The organism is Vibrio sp. Isolate32 (genome assembly GCF_022397955.1).
Taxonomy (GTDB): domain Bacteria; phylum Pseudomonadota; class Gammaproteobacteria; order Enterobacterales; family Vibrionaceae; genus Vibrio.
This window is the reverse complement of record NZ_JAKEUQ010000004.1, coordinates 1-15853: the sequence shown is the minus strand read 5'-3', so window position 1 is coordinate 15853 and position 15853 is coordinate 1. Positions and strand designations below refer to the sequence as shown.

At 44.4% G+C, this 15853-nt stretch carries 9 protein-coding genes and 2 pseudogenes; 8 read left to right on the top strand and 3 right to left on the bottom strand.

From position 1 onward, the window contains the following. Positions 1–36 precede the first annotated feature (36 nt). The gene (locus L1D11_RS04375; protein WP_239833075.1) at positions 37–621 is read left to right on the top strand and encodes a LysE family translocator; all 585 of its coding nucleotides are present in this window, start codon (positions 37–39) and stop codon (positions 619–621) included. 55 nt (positions 622–676) lie between these two features. Here L1D11_RS04375 and L1D11_RS04370 read toward each other — a convergent pair whose 3' ends face one another. Next, complete coding sequence (locus tag L1D11_RS04370) at positions 677–1066, bottom strand: DUF1294 domain-containing protein (RefSeq protein WP_239833076.1); 390 nt, start codon at positions 1064–1066, stop codon at positions 677–679. A gap of 157 nt (positions 1067–1223) precedes the next feature. Between L1D11_RS04370 and L1D11_RS04365 the strand changes: the two genes are divergently transcribed. Beyond that, the gene (locus L1D11_RS04365) at positions 1224–2996 is read left to right on the top strand and encodes an alpha-amylase family glycosyl hydrolase (protein ID WP_239833077.1); all 1773 of its coding nucleotides are present in this window, start codon (positions 1224–1226) and stop codon (positions 2994–2996) included. Positions 2997–3344: 348 nt separating this feature from the next. Continuing rightward, positions 3345–7043 carry a pullulanase-type alpha-1,6-glucosidase gene (gene pulA / locus L1D11_RS04360; protein ID WP_239834228.1) on the top strand — a complete coding sequence of 1233 codons (3699 nt, stop codon included), beginning with the start codon at positions 3345–3347 and terminating at the stop codon, positions 7041–7043. A gap of 486 nt (positions 7044–7529) precedes the next feature. Here the strand turns inward: pulA and L1D11_RS04355 are convergent, their stop codons facing one another. Together L1D11_RS04355 and lamB are read right to left on the bottom strand one after the other, a co-directional pair. Beyond that, complete coding sequence (locus tag L1D11_RS04355; RefSeq protein WP_239834229.1) at positions 7530–8357, bottom strand: MalM family protein; 828 nt, start codon at positions 8355–8357, stop codon at positions 7530–7532. A gap of 165 nt (positions 8358–8522) precedes the next feature. Continuing rightward, complete coding sequence (lamB, locus tag L1D11_RS04350; RefSeq protein ID WP_239834230.1) at positions 8523–9761, bottom strand: maltoporin LamB; 1239 nt, start codon at positions 9759–9761, stop codon at positions 8523–8525. Positions 9762–10193: 432 nt separating this feature from the next. On the opposite strand from lamB, the gene glgX reads away from it, so the two are divergent. The 5 genes and pseudogenes from glgX to L1D11_RS04325 form a co-directional block, all read left to right on the top strand. Further along, positions 10194–12173 carry a glycogen debranching protein GlgX gene (gene glgX / locus L1D11_RS04345; RefSeq protein WP_239834231.1) on the top strand — a complete coding sequence of 660 codons (1980 nt, stop codon included), beginning with the start codon at positions 10194–10196 and terminating at the stop codon, positions 12171–12173. 240 nt (positions 12174–12413) lie between these two features. Next, entirely contained in the window at positions 12414–14156 is a 1743-nt protein-coding gene (locus L1D11_RS04340; protein WP_239834232.1) for a diguanylate cyclase, read from the top strand. A gap of 142 nt (positions 14157–14298) precedes the next feature. Next, positions 14299–15027 carry a tRNA (adenine(22)-N(1))-methyltransferase TrmK gene (locus L1D11_RS04335; RefSeq protein WP_239834233.1) on the top strand — a complete coding sequence of 243 codons (729 nt, stop codon included), beginning with the start codon at positions 14299–14301 and terminating at the stop codon, positions 15025–15027. A 301-nt stretch (positions 15028–15328) separates the two neighbouring features. Beyond that, a pseudogene (locus L1D11_RS04330) lies at positions 15329–15571 on the top strand (transposase); the annotation flags it as partial. Between the two features lie 34 nt (positions 15572–15605). Further along, a pseudogene (locus tag L1D11_RS04325) lies at positions 15606–15853 on the top strand (ISL3 family transposase); the annotation flags it as partial.

The following is a 15853-nucleotide window of genomic DNA, read 5'->3' as shown; positions in this document are numbered from 1 at the left end:
CAGTCACTTCGTTCATTTTATTGCTGGAGAACCATTATGCCTTTAGAACAACTTAGCGCACTTGCTTTGTTTGCCTTTGTCTCGACCTTCACGCCAGGTCCAAATAACATCATGCTTATGACATCAGGTGCCAATGTTGGCTTTGCCCGTACCATTCCCCACATGCTTGGCATTGCTCTGGGGTTTGCAGCTATGTTGCTATTGGTTGGCTTTGGTTTAATGGGGATTTTCAACGCCTATCCAGTGACTCACCAAGTATTGAAATACCTGAGCCTTGCGTACTTGGTGTACCTCGCTATTAAAATAGCAAAGAGTGGAAAAGCGAAAAGCACTGAAGCTTATAAACCGATGACCTTCATTGGCGCGGCAAGTTTTCAATGGGTTAACCCGAAAGGTTGGTCAATGGCACTGACAGCCATTTCTGTTTATAGCAGTGGCAGTTCATGGTGGGAGCTTGTGATCATCGCCGCGATATTCACGCTAGCTAACCTGCCATCCGTGACTTTCTGGACGGCAGCAGGCAAGCAACTACAACACTGGCTAACAACGCCAGTCCGCATCAAAAGCTTTAACTATGGTATGGCTGGCTTGCTGTTAGCATCAACCATTCCGATGCTCTAATCGAATAACTTCTATATTTTAACGGTTGGTACTCCACTGCTAACCGTTATTCTGGTTATAAATAACCAGCAAGCTCACTAACCCAACGGCCAAACATCGCCTGTCCGCTCGGCGTTAACGTCCAGACAAACGCCGCGACATTGATGACCACTGTTAACCAATAAATCGCTCTGAACGGCTGTTTTTGTGTTTTATGACGTAGCTTATCTTGTGCGATCAAAGCCCCTAACCAACCACCAGCTACCGAAAAGATGTGCAGGGTTTTCTCTGGCACGCGCCAATTACCATTAATCGCGGCTCGCTTGTCTTTTGCGTACACAAAAAACGTCACGACACCGATAGCTAAATACCACGCCAACAGCGCTTTGGAACTTTCCGCAAACAACGCAGACACCGCCACCAGAACCAAATAAGTGATAGCGATTTGAATAGATGAAGACAACATCAACTCCTTTTGGGTAACAGCTCACATACTGTGGCAATTACGCCCTGTAGATTTTGATAAGGATGAGTAAGGCGTATTGTAATTCGGTTAGCCTGCAAAAAATAAACAAGCCCTTTCATCCCTACATAACATGATGGAAGTTAAAGGAATTATAAATATGTACAACCAAAAGTACGCCATCTACCAAGTTTTTACGCGTTTATTTGGCAATAAAAACACCCAACATGTCCCGTGGGGCACCATTGAGCAAAATGGCGTTGGTAAATTCAGTGATTTTACAGACAAAGCGCTGTCTGAAATTCGTGAACTTGGAATGACTCACATTTGGTACACCGGAGTTCTTCACCACGCGTTAATCAATGACTACAAACACATTGGTATTTCAGACGATCACCCAAGCGTAGTAAAAGGACGTGCGGGCTCTCCTTATGCCGTAAAAGATTACTACTCAGTTAACCCTGATCTCGCTGATAATCCCGAGCACAGACTAGAGGAGTTTGAGACGCTAATTAAAAGAAGCCACGACCACGGCTTAAAGGTGATCATCGATATCGTCCCTAATCATGTTGCACGTCATTACAAAGGGTTAAACAACCCCGACGGCGTAAGTGACTTTGGCGATCACGATGACACAACCCTCGAATACCACCGAGACAATAACTTCTACTACATCCCTAACAGCACTTTTGAACTGCCAAATATCGAGCCCGACTTTACCCCGCTTGGTGGTGAACAACACCTAGCCCTACACTCTCCGTTTATCGAAATGCCCGCTAAATGGACAGGTAATGGCTCACGCCTAGCTAAACCCAACTTCGACGATTGGTATGAAACCGTGAAGATCAATTATGGCATACGCCCTGACGGTTCAAAGGACTTCCCTGAATTACCGAGTGACTATGCTCAACGTGATTACCGAGATCACTTCGATTTCTGGAAATCTATCGATGTGCCTAACTCTTGGGTTAAGTTCAGAGACATCGCCTTGTTCTGGTTAGATAAAGGCATCGATGGGTTTCGTTACGATATGGCTGAAATGGTGCCTGTTGAGTTTTGGAGCTATCTCAACTCATCAATAAAGATGCAAAAACCCAATGCCTTTCTAATGGCAGAGGTGTATCAGCCAGACTTATACCGCGACTACATCCACTTAGGAAAAATGGACTATCTATACGACAAAGTGGACCTATACGATGGACTCAAAGCCGTTATGCAGGGCAAAACTTCAACAGCCATCATTCCCGAGATTCAACATCAAATAATGGACATAGAGCACCACATGCTGCACTTCTTGGATAACCATGATGAACAGCGTATCGCGTCTCCTGAATTTGTAGGTGACCCAAATATTGCCAAACCTGCAATGCTCGTCAGCGCCTTATTGAGCAGCTCACCGACTATGGTTTATTTTGGGCAAGAGGTAGGTGAACCTGGGGCAGAAAATGCAGGTTTTGGGCAACCCTCTCGTACATCCATCTTCGATTTCGTCGGTGTTCCACAGCATCAAAAATGGATGAACCACGGGGCATTCGATGGCGGGCAATTAAACGATAGCGAAAAGCAGCTGCGTCACTTCTACCAGAAGGTGATGAACTTTTCTCTCGAGCACTCTTCAATGACAGGACATTACCGAGACTTACACCAAAGCAATAATTTGAGTGATTCGGTTTACGCATTTCTACGCTATGACGACCAAGAGCTAATAATAGTTGCTGCGAACTTCAGCCAGCACGCTACAGAGCGTGTTTGTTTGGTTATTCCACGTGATGTAATCCAAGCAATCAAAATTGTGGATGGCAGTTACTTGCTTAATGAACATATCGAATCTATTCAGCAACAAGAATTACACGTAAAGGAAGGAATTGGAGGCTTCAATATTGAATTAAAGCCGCTGGCATCGTTGGTTTGGGTATTACCATTAAATAATTAACACCCTTGACGATATTATATAGAAAGAGAATAAAGACCAATTGACAATTAACTTAATTTACACATTAAATTAATAGCTAAACATTTCGATATCTTCCTCACATTTATAAGGATGAGCTCTCATCCTTATTCTCTACGCCTAGTTACTACGCCCTATCCTATTGATATTAAAAAATGAGTTCTTGGTCCAAGTAAATCTACATAAACCAAGTACAAATCGTGATATCGACACTAGGTTTCTTATTTTTACTTATTAAAAATAACTTTACATATAGACATCACAAATAGTTGACCGCCGTTAAGACTAGGATATTCATCTTCATAAAAAGTGAAATATGGATATCGAAACGTGAACAATATAAATATTAATCAATGTTTAACTCTACGAAATACCTCTAACAAAACAAAGAAAATAAACTTCAAGAAATCGACCTTAACCAAAGCGATTTTACCCCTTTTCACCGCTACTTTAATCGCAGGTTGTGGTAGTGATAATAACAGCGACAGCGGTACCGACACTGGCAGCAGTGGTCTATACCCTGCAGCAGAAAACGAAGTGGTTATCTACTACAAACGTGATGTTGCCGCAGTAAGCACTTCTGAATCGACTTACGACGGCTGGGGACTGCATCTGTGGAATGGTGAAGGCTGTACCAGTACCGATTTAGTCGGCATGGGGTTAAGTGAGACTGGTACCGATTGGAACAGCCCTTACGAATACGACGGCATTAGCGATACTTACGGCGCCTACTATGTATTAAAGGTGGATCCCGATGCCGCTGACCCACATAGGTGTATGAACTTCATCTTACACAATGGTGATGAAAAAGCCTTTGGTAGCGCGAACTCAAAAGTTGAGCTAGATAAGCTCGGTGAATCTCAAGGTGTGTTTGGTTTCCATGGCAGCAGCGAGTTGTACTACCAGCCTATCTCAGAACGACCAGTGAATATTGATGGTCAAAAAGCACATTGGCTTGATGCTACGACCATAGGTTGGGAAGCGGCCAGCAATGCAGACTCTTTAAAACTCTTCTATGCATTGGATAACAGCATCTCAATGAATGATGACAAAGAGATCATTGGTGGTACTGCGATTGAACTAGTAAAAGATGGCGAACTATCCTCGGAACTCAAAGCACGTTTCCGTCACTTAGCCAGCTTACCTGCGGTCGCGATTGACGTGGATAACCGTACGCTACGCACCATTTTAAAATCTCAGATCGTCGTCGTAGCTTACAATGCCGATGGCGATGTTATCTCTTCAACTGAGGTTCAAAAGCCTGGCGTGCTTGATGCGGTGTTTGCTAGCGAAGATGCAGGTAATGCCACCAGTGAACCATTAGGGGCGATAGTAGATGGTGACTCTGCAACCTTTAAACTTTGGGCTCCAACAGCGCAAGATGTAGAGCTCGTTCTTTACAGTGAAGATCTACAAAGCTCACAAGTCATACCGATGACAGAGAATACTGAAACGGGGATTTGGGCGACAGAAGCGGTGTCAAACGCAGTGAACCAATACTACCGTTACCAAGTGAAGGTTTACCACCCAACCACCGGCAAAATAGAGAATCGCCTTGTGACAGACCCTTACTCTCTCAGCTTGTCAAAGAACTCAGCATACTCTCAAGTCATTGACCTTGATGATGCATCCTTGATGCCTGATGGCTGGACTGGCTACGTTCGTCCTACTGTCGAGAAAGACGAAGACCACGTTCTCTACGAATCACACCTGCGTGATTTTAGTTTCAGCGACAAGCTAGGTACTGCAAGCCTGAACGGAAAATACCTTGCTCTCACAGAAGCAGAGCGTGAGTCAGTCAAACACCTGCAAGCTTTGCAAGATGCGGGCTTAACGACGCTGCATATCTTACCGGCATTTGATATCGCTACCGTTGATGAAGATAAAGCGAGCCGTGTCGATATCACCGACACCGTTGGCAAACTGTGTGATGTAAAACCCGCCGCAGCCTTATGTGGTAATGAAGATGAAAACCGAACGATTGAGGATGTACTCGACGGCTATGACCCTTCAACAGGCGACGCACAAGCGTTAATGAACGACTTACGAATGCTCGACAGCTTCAACTGGGGTTACGACCCATTCCATTACACCGTGCCTGAGGGAAGCTACGCGACGGATCCAAACGGATCTAAGCGTATTCTAGAATTCCGTCAAATGGTTAAGGCCACGCACGACATGGATCTCAAGCTGATCATGGACGTGGTATACAACCACACCAACGCATCTGGTGTGAATGATAAATCCGTACTGGATAAGATTGTCCCTGGGTACTACCACCGACTTAATGTGAATACTGGCGGCGTGGAAAACTCAACCTGTTGTGACAACACTGCGACGGAAAACCTAATGATGGGCAAGTTAATGGTCGACTCGCTCAAGGTGTGGGCGGACGATTACAAAATCGACGGTTTCCGTTTTGACTTAATGGGCCACCAGCCAAAAGATGTGATGGTCGAAGCACTGGAAGAAGTGCGTAAAATTGACCCGAACACTCTGTTCTACGGGGAAGGCTGGGACTTTGGTGAAGTCGCCAACAACGCTCGCTTCGACCAAGCAAACCAAATCAACATGGCAGGTACAGAGATTGGCACATTCTCAGATCGTTTGCGTGATGCAGTTCGTGGGGGTAGTCCGTTCGATGGCGGTGTTGACTCAGAAGGAAATCATCCGCTTCGCTTTAATCAAGGCTTCGGTAACGCAGCTATCGCCAATGAAGAAACCAAGACAGATCAAGACTCCATCAACGGTCGCTTACACAACCAAGATCTTGTTCGCTTAGGGATGGCAGGTAACCTCGCTGAATACGTACTGATTGATTACAAAGGCGATACCAAACTGGGTAAAAACGTCGACTACAATGGCGCACCTGCGGGTTACACCAAGATGCCTTCAGAGAACATCTCTTACGTATCAAAACACGACAGCCAAACACTTTGGGACAACAACGCATACAAAATCGCAACTGGCACTAGTTCGGCAGAACGCGCTCGTATGCAGTCGGTATCTCTCTCTACCGTGATGTTGGGCCAAGGCATACCATTCATCCACATGGGTTCGGAACTGCTGCGCTCGAAGTCTATGCAGCGTGACTCTTACGACTCTGGTGACTGGTACAACCGTGTTTTCTTCGATGGATCTGACAGCAACTGGAATGTCGGCTTGCCTCGTGAGGACAAAGACGGAGCAAACTGGGATCTGATCAAAACCATCATTGCTGATCCAACGGCCAAACCAGACGCAGACGACATCGAGTTAACTAAGCAGCAATTCCTAGAGCTATTAAAGATCCGTAGCTCAAGTGAGCTTTTCCGCTTAGATACAGCTGACGAAGTCATGAAGCGAGTCGATTTCCGTAACGTTGGCGAAGACCAAGTCGAAGGCCTAATCGTGATGTCTATCGATGATGGTGTATCAGCAGGCGAAGACCTTGACCCAGCGAACGATGCGATTGTCGCAGTTGTAAACTCAACCAATGAATCTCAATCGTTCAAAATCACAGGAGCGACAGGTTTTACTCTTCATGACGTTCAACAAAACTCAGCCGATGACATAGTGAAAGGCGCAAGCTTTGCTAATGAATCATTCACAGTTCCAGTCCTAACGACAGCTGTGTTTGTACAAGCACAAAGCGATGCGCAAGGTACTGGTTTGCCGGTTGATAACTCAGACAAGGATGTATCTAGCATTCCTCCATACGGTCAAACAACCGTATACGTGCGTGGTGATATGAATGGTTGGAACCCTGTGGATGATTGGGCGATGAGCTTTGTTGCTAATGGGGTTTATTCTGTAACAGGCAACTTAGAAGCGGGTAGCTATGGCTTCAAGTTTGCGGATGCTGATTGGAAAACTCCTAACTTTGGTTGCGATTCTGTAGAGCTTGCAAGCGGGTCAATCGATATTGGCACAGGTGGTAACTGCCAACTAAACGTAACTGAAGCTGGAACCTACACATTCACCTTGAATGCGATTCACGAGCTGGATGACGACGTAGATGGTCCAGTTATTTCGGTCACTAAGGAGTAAGTCTGAAAGGATCAAAGTTAAGTAACAGATAGTAAAACCAGCGAAAGCTAGCCTTTGGGAGACGTCTGTCTCCCTTTTTTGTGCCCCCAATAAACACCAACCTAAAAATGCCTTCCCTACTATCCGTGAGCCATATTCAACTTTTTATGATCAACTAACGTCTTGCGTTCTAGGTAGAACAGTTCTTCTTCATCAGCACTACAAAATGCAACCCGAATAACCGTAAGTCGCTATATTTGAATTAAGTATATTAAGTAGAGAAAAGAGAGGCTCTGTGAGGACAAAGCTATTTACTCCATAGAATATTACGCCACTAAGGACCGTATTTAATAAAATCGACGGCTCACGAGATTCGACAGCATTCATAAACTCGCTTGTTTCGAGCTAATTGATTTTAACCAATGTGAATATTTCATTTATAGCTGACAATAAAAAAGGACCCTATTAGGGTCCCTTCTCTTAAACCAGACTTTGTAGTTGTATCAGTTACTTTTTATTGACTGCTTTTACAAAGACTTCTTGTGCGCCTTCAATGCCTAGTGCTTTCGCTTCGTCTAATAGACCCAAAGCTTTTGGAATATTGTCTGCTTCGACAGCGGCTTTGATCGCATTGTGGTAGTAAGTTTGTGTCTCTGGTTGAATTGTTTCAACCTTCGCTGCTGCCGCTGGCTTAGCGTTAGATTCACTGCTTGAACCGAACGAGAAGAAACCAACTCGATCAATAGCGACTTCGATTTTACCAACGTTTGAGTTTGGAACTGGAATATCTTCTACTTCTGGTAAGTAGTTACCACGGCCTTCCGCGTCTAAACGAGCAGGGTGAATAACATCAGTAAAACCATCAAGGTCTTCTTGTTCTGTGTAGATAACTAAGTAAACAGACTCAGCGGTTGTCGGAGGGTAAAAATCGTTTTCTGCGACAAGGCGGTTGCCCAAATGCAGCCTAGGCTTCGCGTATTCGAAGCTATCTTTACCGTAACGCTCTAACTCACGACCATTTTTATCATAAATAACCGCATTAGGAACAAACGCAGTGTCGCCGATCATACTTGTGATCTTAATAGAATATTCACCACGATCCGCTGGTAGCTCGATCGCTACTACAGGGCTGTTTATACCCTGATAGTTCAAAATTTGGCTGTCTGGTGTTATATCGAAAATTGCCGAGCTTGGAAGCTTCAACGGGGCAAATTGAAGACCAGCAAGAGAGTTAACTTGTTCAGCTTGTGCCACTTGCACTTGCTCTACAACTTGTGCAGATTGACAACCGGCCAACACAACACAGCCACTCAACATTAGAGCTTTAAAATACATAACTCTTCCTTCTTGTTATTTTTTTAAGAAATTTACTAACTTTAATTACCACAAAGAAAACTATTCACCTAGGGCACGATCACCTTAATCGTACATTCCTTAAAAAAATAGCCGACGCGAGCCGGCTATGAATTAGGACAGTTTAGGGTTGGTTAAGCTAAGTGTTTACCACCAAGCTTCAGCTTGGATACCGAATACATACTCTGTATCGTCGCCGTTGAATGCATCTTTGTTTTCAGTATCTAGGATGTAAGAGCCGTAAACGCGGATTTCAGGACGAGCCCAGAAGCTGTCACCCATAGCCCAAGCTTGAGCTACTGTGAATTTAGCGTTACCGAAGTCTTCTTTCGCTAGACCACCATCAGCAATACGCTCACCAGCGTTGTAGCCAGCTTCAAATACTGTGCGCATTGTGTCGTTCCACTTGTACATTGGACGAACTACAGCAGAGTACTGGTCGATGTCAAAAGTTTTGCCTGTCGCTTTATTAGAGTCGTCACCGTCGCCACCAATTTGACCACCGATATCGCTACCTGCTAGGTAAGCTAGTTGGTGACCCATTTCCCAAGATTCGCCAAGGTTCATTACACCCCAGTTAATTAGACGGAAACCAGATGCTTCGTTGAATGCTTCAGTACCACGTGCGTAGTAAGAACCAGAACCCCAGAAGTTTGCAGCTTGTACGCCGTAACCGTTAGTACCGTACTGAAGTACTGTTTGGTGGAAACCGTTGCTCGTTCCTTGATGTACAATTGCAGAAGCTAGTAGGCCGTCGTCAGCAGACTCGCTTGCGTCATTTGAATCAGTTGCGAAATTGTATGCCAATGCTAATTCTAGAGATGCATCTTGCCATAGGTCGATATTCGCTAGACGAGCATCAAAGATGTAGCCAGTTGAATCATCAGTCGCGCCATCTTGGATTAGTGCAACAGATAGCTTTTGGTCACCGATTGAGATGTTTTCAACACCACCACCAGTACCAGATGTGTTTAGGAAGTAGAAGTCAGTGATATGGATATCTTTACGTTGGTAGTATGTTTTACCAGCCCAAAGAGTCGCTTCTTGGTCGAAAGATAGAACGCCTTTCGCTTTAACTGCGAACTGAGCAACGTTAAAATCAGAATCTTCCCAACCATTTGCGCCTGGTGCACCAGAAGCAATCATTGACTCAACGCGCCACGTTTGCTCACCAGTTTTTAGTTCTTCAGCCAAGCCAAACTCAGAATAGTTGTCATTTTCGTTACCTAAACGACCAATACCCGTTTTATTAACTGAGATATCACCATTACCGTTGCCGCTGATACCAGTACCAGCGCGCATGTAACCATTAAAGTCAACAGCGAACGCAGAGCCAGCAGCTAGCGTAGTCGCCACTGCAGCAGCAATCAAACTTACTTTTTTCATTCTTAACTCCATTAAGGACGATTTATTTTAGATTTTTATATTTTGCTCTCTTGCGACAACCAAAGGCAGTTATGGCGGACGTAAGATAGAGAGGTTTAGGGTTTCCCCTGATTCGTTTCAACGGAGCCAATATTAAGAGGGGATGACAAGTTTGACTTCCTCCACCCCCAACTAAATTAAGGGGGACTAGAGGGGAGTAGAAAATAAACAGAATGGTGTTTTAAAGAGGTGGATCACTTAATCTAGGAGGAGTAGACAGCACGAAGATCTAATTATTCAGCATAAGTGAGATCTACTTCAAATATATAATTTGAACTTCATCGATCAATTATTTTTTTACCGTAATTAATCTGTGAAGATGCTTGACCTTACTGTGACAAAGCCTTTTACTAATAGCTCACTGATGTTGATAAACGAACAAGAAATCAAGCAATGACTAGAACGCTCGCTCGCCCTTACCCGCTAGGCGCAACGCTAGGTAACACTGGCTGCAACTTCTCTATTTATTCTCCTGACTGTCAATCTCTCTCACTCGCTCTTTTTAATGAGAACGATGAATTCACAACTTATAAATTGGACAAAGAATACGCTGATATTCGATATGTATTTATCGAAGGTATTAAGGCGGGGCAAAAATACGGTTTTATTGCAGAAACAGATAATGGTCCAATATTACTTTCTGACCCTTATGCTAAAGCGATAAGCGAGCCGCTCCACTACATCACACCTTATAGTAATGAGAAAAGCTTTGCGATGGCCAAGTGCGTCGTTATTGATGATGCCTTCGATTGGCAAGATGTCGAAAAGCCACGAATTAGCCGTGAAGAGACCGTTATATTTGAAACGCATGTTAAAGGCCTATCTCAAATTCACCCTGAAGTCGCAAGTAATATTAAAGGCCGTTACCTGGGGTTAGTGAGCCCAGAGATGCTTACATTCTATAAGCAACAAAACATCAACTCTCTACAGCTTTTACCTGTTACGGCCTGCATGCACGAGCCTCACCTGCTTGATATGGATAAAGTGAACTATTGGGGCTACAACCCTTATTTATTCATGGTACCAGACCCTCGCTATGCAGAAAAAGACGCCGTCAAAGAGCTCAAAACAGCTATTCGTGAGCTACACCGCAATGGAATCGAGGTGATCTTAGATGTGGTGTACAACCACACAGCAGAAGGTGGCGAAGGCGGGACAACCTTCAACCTAAAAGCGTTAGATGGCCGCACGTATATCAAGCACGGCTGTCATTACGCAAACTTCACCGGTTGTGGGAATACAGTCGACCTCACCCACCAGCCAGCACTCAACTTAGTTATGGACACGCTTCGTTACTGGGTAAGCGAATTCCAAGTCGACGGCTTCCGTTTTGACTTGGCAGCTACATTGGGACGCGAAGGGGATAACTACAACCCTGAAGCTGCTTTCTTTAAAGCTGTGGCTCAGGATCCAATGCTTAAAGAGACCAAATTAATCGCGGAACCATGGGATATCGGCCCAAATGGCTACCAAGTAGGTAATTTCCCGTTTGGTTGGAACGAATGTAACGACAAACTGAGAGACATTACACGTAGTTTCTGGCGTGGTGACCAAGGCTACCTTAAAGAGTTTGCTACACGCCTAATGGGCTCTCGTGATATCTACAGTGCGGCGCACTGGCCTTACAAGCTCACCGTTAACTACATCACTTACCATGATGGCTTCACCATGCAAGACCTTGTCTCGTACAAGCATAAGCACAATGAAGAAAATGGAGAAAGTAACCGTGATGGACATGGTGACAACCGCTCTGAAAACTACGGCGTAGAGGGTGAAACCGAAAATCTGTTGGTTATCGCGACTCGTGAAAAGCAGAAACGCAACTTCATGGCGAGCCTGCTGTTTGCTTTCGGTATTCCACACATTCTAACGGCAGACGTGTTATCCCATACTCAAAAAGGTAACAATAACGCTTACTGCCAAGATAGTGAGACGAGTTGGCTAAACTGGGAAGATTCAGAGCGTAAGACCTACTTCAAAACTTGGCTATCTGAGATGATCGCCGCACGCCAGAAATACATGGTGCCTTTTATCAAAGCGTTCAGTGGCGAGAAACGCAACTCTAACCGTATCTTCTGGAGCCGTGTTGATGGCACGCTGATGGAGCATGATGATTGGAACCGCTTAAGTTCAGTAGCACTGCACCTTGGTATAGGTAAAGATGGCGACGAACTGATTTACCTCATCAACCAAACCAACGTCCCAGCGCGTTTCAGCTTACCCAATGATCGTGAACAAAACTGGGTGACGATATGTGATACCAACCTGAGAAATGTCAAACCAGATCACGCGGAAGGGGAAATGTTGCTCTCACCGACATCCATGGCTATTTTGCACTACTCACCAAACAAAACTGAGTTAAGTAAAAGTTAAGCCCACCCAATAAAAAAGCAAAAACCATAAAAGCCAGTTATATTTTTAACTGGTTTTTTGTTAGCTGAATATCACAAAACTCATTCTTTTATATGGAATCATTTGCATTGATGTGATGGCTAAAACTGTTTAGTATGGTCATACTCTAAAAATGAATCTATCACGTCTTTGGATATCATGGCTTTACCTAAAACACTTATTCGGCTTTTCAAACCATACATAATCTTATTAACCGGAGGAATGCTTTACCTCGCAGCAGCTCAATTAGAAAAAGTAGAGAGCGCAGCAACCAACCAATCAGCATCAAACATTCGTATCGCAAGCGCGACTATCCGTTCCAACATCGAGGCCGCATTCGGCAAACTCTATTTCTTAGAAACCAGTCTAGGCTTACCCAACGCTACTGACTATAGCGACCAAAAGTTTCGTGAACTCAGTGATAATATCCTAAAAAGAACACCAAACTTCTCCGATATCATCCGATACCAACCTAACTCCCAACATTACGTCTCCACCCGTGGACTTCCTCTTTCCAATGAACAAATCGCCACAATACAATGGCACTCAATAGACGGTGTTGTTGAAGATTTCTATATCTCTTCCGTTTACCAAAAAGCAGGTGGGCGATGGGTTTTCGCGGTTAAACACACTGCCGAAAAGCTCAACGAAGAAATCTGGATTGAGTTTGATTTACTGCATACCACACAAGGTTTAAGAGATTTAAAAACGCTAAATAATGGCTATGTATTTGTTGTAGATAAAGCAACTGAACGACTCGTTTTCCATCCAGATCCAAAACGAATTGGCTCGAAGTCCATTAGCTATCATGCGGGTATTAGCCACCAACTTTCACAAGGGCAATTGGCCGGAAAGCACGAGTACTACTATCAAGATAACTTCAAAATATCGGTATTTGATGCAGACAACAGCTTGAATTGGGTGTTTATTGCGGGCACCGATCGTCATGATATCCTAACCAGTTCACATCAATTTACCTTAACTGGCGTGGTGTTAGGCTCACTACTGCTACTGTGGATTGGGGCAAACTATCTTGCTTACCGTTTGAACGTATCTCTGTCTCAGCTCAATAAAGTAGAGGGCCTTGCGAGCTTTAAACGCAAGCTGAAGTCTATTTTGGATAACTTTACCTACCATAAAGGTATTCAGTTCTGCCTATATCAACCAGAGAACCACTCATTCAGTACGCTTGATTATCATGGGAACAAATCAACGGTGCATTGTGACAAAGCGCTCTCAGAACGTTTTGTCGAAAATGCTATGGTTTATCGAAACGGTAAAGACGCTGATCCACTCGCCCGTAAACTCAAAATAGACCAGAGCCACTATTGCCTCCCTTTATACTCACGTCAGCAGTTAATTGCGGTGTTATATGTGAATGCGAACTTACCTATTAGCCAGAATATCTTGCGTATGATCAGAGATTACACGGAAGTCTCACTGTCTAACTTACTGCTTCAGCACCAGTTGAATAGCAAAGATCTGATGACGCAACTAGATAATAAGAGTAGCTTCAATCTTGCATTGGAAAACTACGCCAACCAATCAGAAACCTATATCGCTCTACTCGATATCGATAATTTTGATCACTTAAACCGAGCTTATGGTGAAACCGTGGGTGACAAGATGATCAAGCAGACAGCAGAAGCACTGCGCTCATACTTTCCGAAGCCTAAAGGACTATGTCTTGCTCGTGTTGGAGGTAAAGAGTTCGCGGTATTATTCAAAGCAAACGACGCAAACGACGCAAAGTTCCAACTAGACCAGTGCCGAATTGGCGTAGCAGAAAAAACGATTGTGACGCCAGACATCAGCCTCTCTGTAGGCGTGAGTGTCGGTTTTTCACACATAGAGGGAGAGCCAGATACAGCCCTAGCACTTGCGGAGCAAGCAAAACTTATCGCTCAACAACTTGGAAAAAATCGAGTTGAAGGCCATATCAGGGCAGTTGCAAAGGCTTCGTAAGTTGCCCTAATAAATCCCTTACTCGGATACCGATGAAAACAAAGCACCTAGGGTTCACGCTCTCGGTGCTTTTGTTTTTATAGAAAGTCATTACAATGCGCGTTCAACTCGACAACCTCACCTTTCCAACGATACGAACCTTATGAAGCTAAGTAACCGACTGCAAACTCTCCACTCCCTTGTCAGTAATGACTACCAACACATTTGGGACTGTTGCTGTGATCATGGCTTCTTGGGTGTTCAACTGTTGACGGATAACAAAGCCCCTCACATTCACTTTGTCGATATTGTTCCATCTCTAATGAACGAGCTAGAGAGCAAACTGGTGCGTTACTTTCCCCAAAGCGAGATGGCACAACAAAAAGTCACTAGCCAATGGCAAGTCTACTGCATGGACGTCTCTGCAATCCCATTGGAACAACACACGGGCAAGCATCTCGTCATCATTGCAGGAGTCGGTGGCGATCTAACGCAGAAGCTTGTGGACGCTATTCATCGTCAACATCCAGACAAAACGATCGATTTCTTGCTCTGCCCTGTGCATCAGCAATTTGAGCTAAGAAGCCACTTAAAATCGCTCAAGTTCGGTCTGATTGATGAGGTGTTGATTGAAGAGAATCGCCGCTACTACGAGATTTTGTTGGTCAGCAATAACCGAGGCGAAAGAGAAGACACTTCGACAATAAGCGAGATTTCAAACGTCGGTGATAAGATATGGACTCCAAACAACAATGAGCAGATTAAGGTATCTCGGCAGTACAAAGCTAAAACACTGCAGCACTACTTGCGTATCCATCAAGGGCAGGAGAAACAAGGTAAACCTAGCCAAGTGATGCATATTATTGATGCCTACCAAGCGGTTCAACCATAGTAAGTACTAACTATATTGTTGAAAATTAAGAAAGTCGAATCAATAAAAAAGGTTCATCGCGGATTAGCGGGAACTAAAAACAAAAAAAACGGTAGTAAGTGATAGGGTTTAGTCGCCAAACAAAAATCATACACAAACTACCGTTTCCATGCCGAATCATACTTTCCTATCTTCATTCTGGGAAGGCTTTAAAATAGTAAAGTCTCACCAGACAGCATCACTTATTACCCTGACTCTTAAACCTAACTCTGAGGCGAAATGCCCTTGTGGTCTTGAGGCCGAGGCTATCCATGAGTATCATCATTTATCTATCGATAATAATCGTGCTGAACGCGCCATTAAACCGCTGGCCATTGGCAGAAAAAATTGGCTCTTCTCGAACACACCAAATGGTGCTGATGCGAGCGCGATGCTTTACAGCATCGTCGAGACAGCGAAAGCCAACGGCCTTATCCTCTACGACTACATGGTCAAGTGCATGAAAGAGCTCGCGAAAGCTGAGCCTGATATCGATGCGCTCCTACCTTGGAACTTCAAACATTAACAACACCGCCCCGTGGGTTCATGGGGCGCATACTATAGAACAACTACTGCCTCTTCTTCCTATTAAGCATATCTCCCAGTTAACGAGCGTTCATTGGCACACCATTAAAGAGATAGATAAGCGCCGACTTCAACAAGTAGTACCGCCAGTGAAATGGGAAGAGCTAAGGCAACTCGTCATGGACGAGTTCGCGATCTTTAAAGGACATCGATATGCCACGGTCATCGCTGACGCAAAGACTCACCAAGTCATTTGGATAGGATTAGGTCGTAGCCGCAAAGA

Coding starts and splice junctions, on each gene's coding strand:
- L1D11_RS04375 (WP_239833075.1), top strand. CDS start 37: ATGCCTTTAGAACAACTTAGCGCACTTGCTTTGTTTGCCTTTGTCTCG.
- L1D11_RS04370 (WP_239833076.1), bottom strand. CDS start 1,066: ATGTTGTCTTCATCTATTCAAATCGCTATCACTTATTTGGTTCTGGTG.
- L1D11_RS04365 (WP_239833077.1), top strand. CDS start 1,224: ATGTACAACCAAAAGTACGCCATCTACCAAGTTTTTACGCGTTTATTT.
- L1D11_RS04355 (WP_239834229.1), bottom strand. CDS start 8,357: ATGTATTTTAAAGCTCTAATGTTGAGTGGCTGTGTTGTGTTGGCCGGT.
- lamB (WP_239834230.1), bottom strand. CDS start 9,761: ATGAAAAAAGTAAGTTTGATTGCTGCTGCAGTGGCGACTACGCTAGCT.
- glgX (WP_239834231.1), top strand. CDS start 10,194: ATGACTAGAACGCTCGCTCGCCCTTACCCGCTAGGCGCAACGCTAGGT.
- L1D11_RS04340 (WP_239834232.1), top strand. CDS start 12,414: ATGCTTTACCTCGCAGCAGCTCAATTAGAAAAAGTAGAGAGCGCAGCA.
- L1D11_RS04335 (WP_239834233.1), top strand. CDS start 14,299: ATGAAGCTAAGTAACCGACTGCAAACTCTCCACTCCCTTGTCAGTAAT.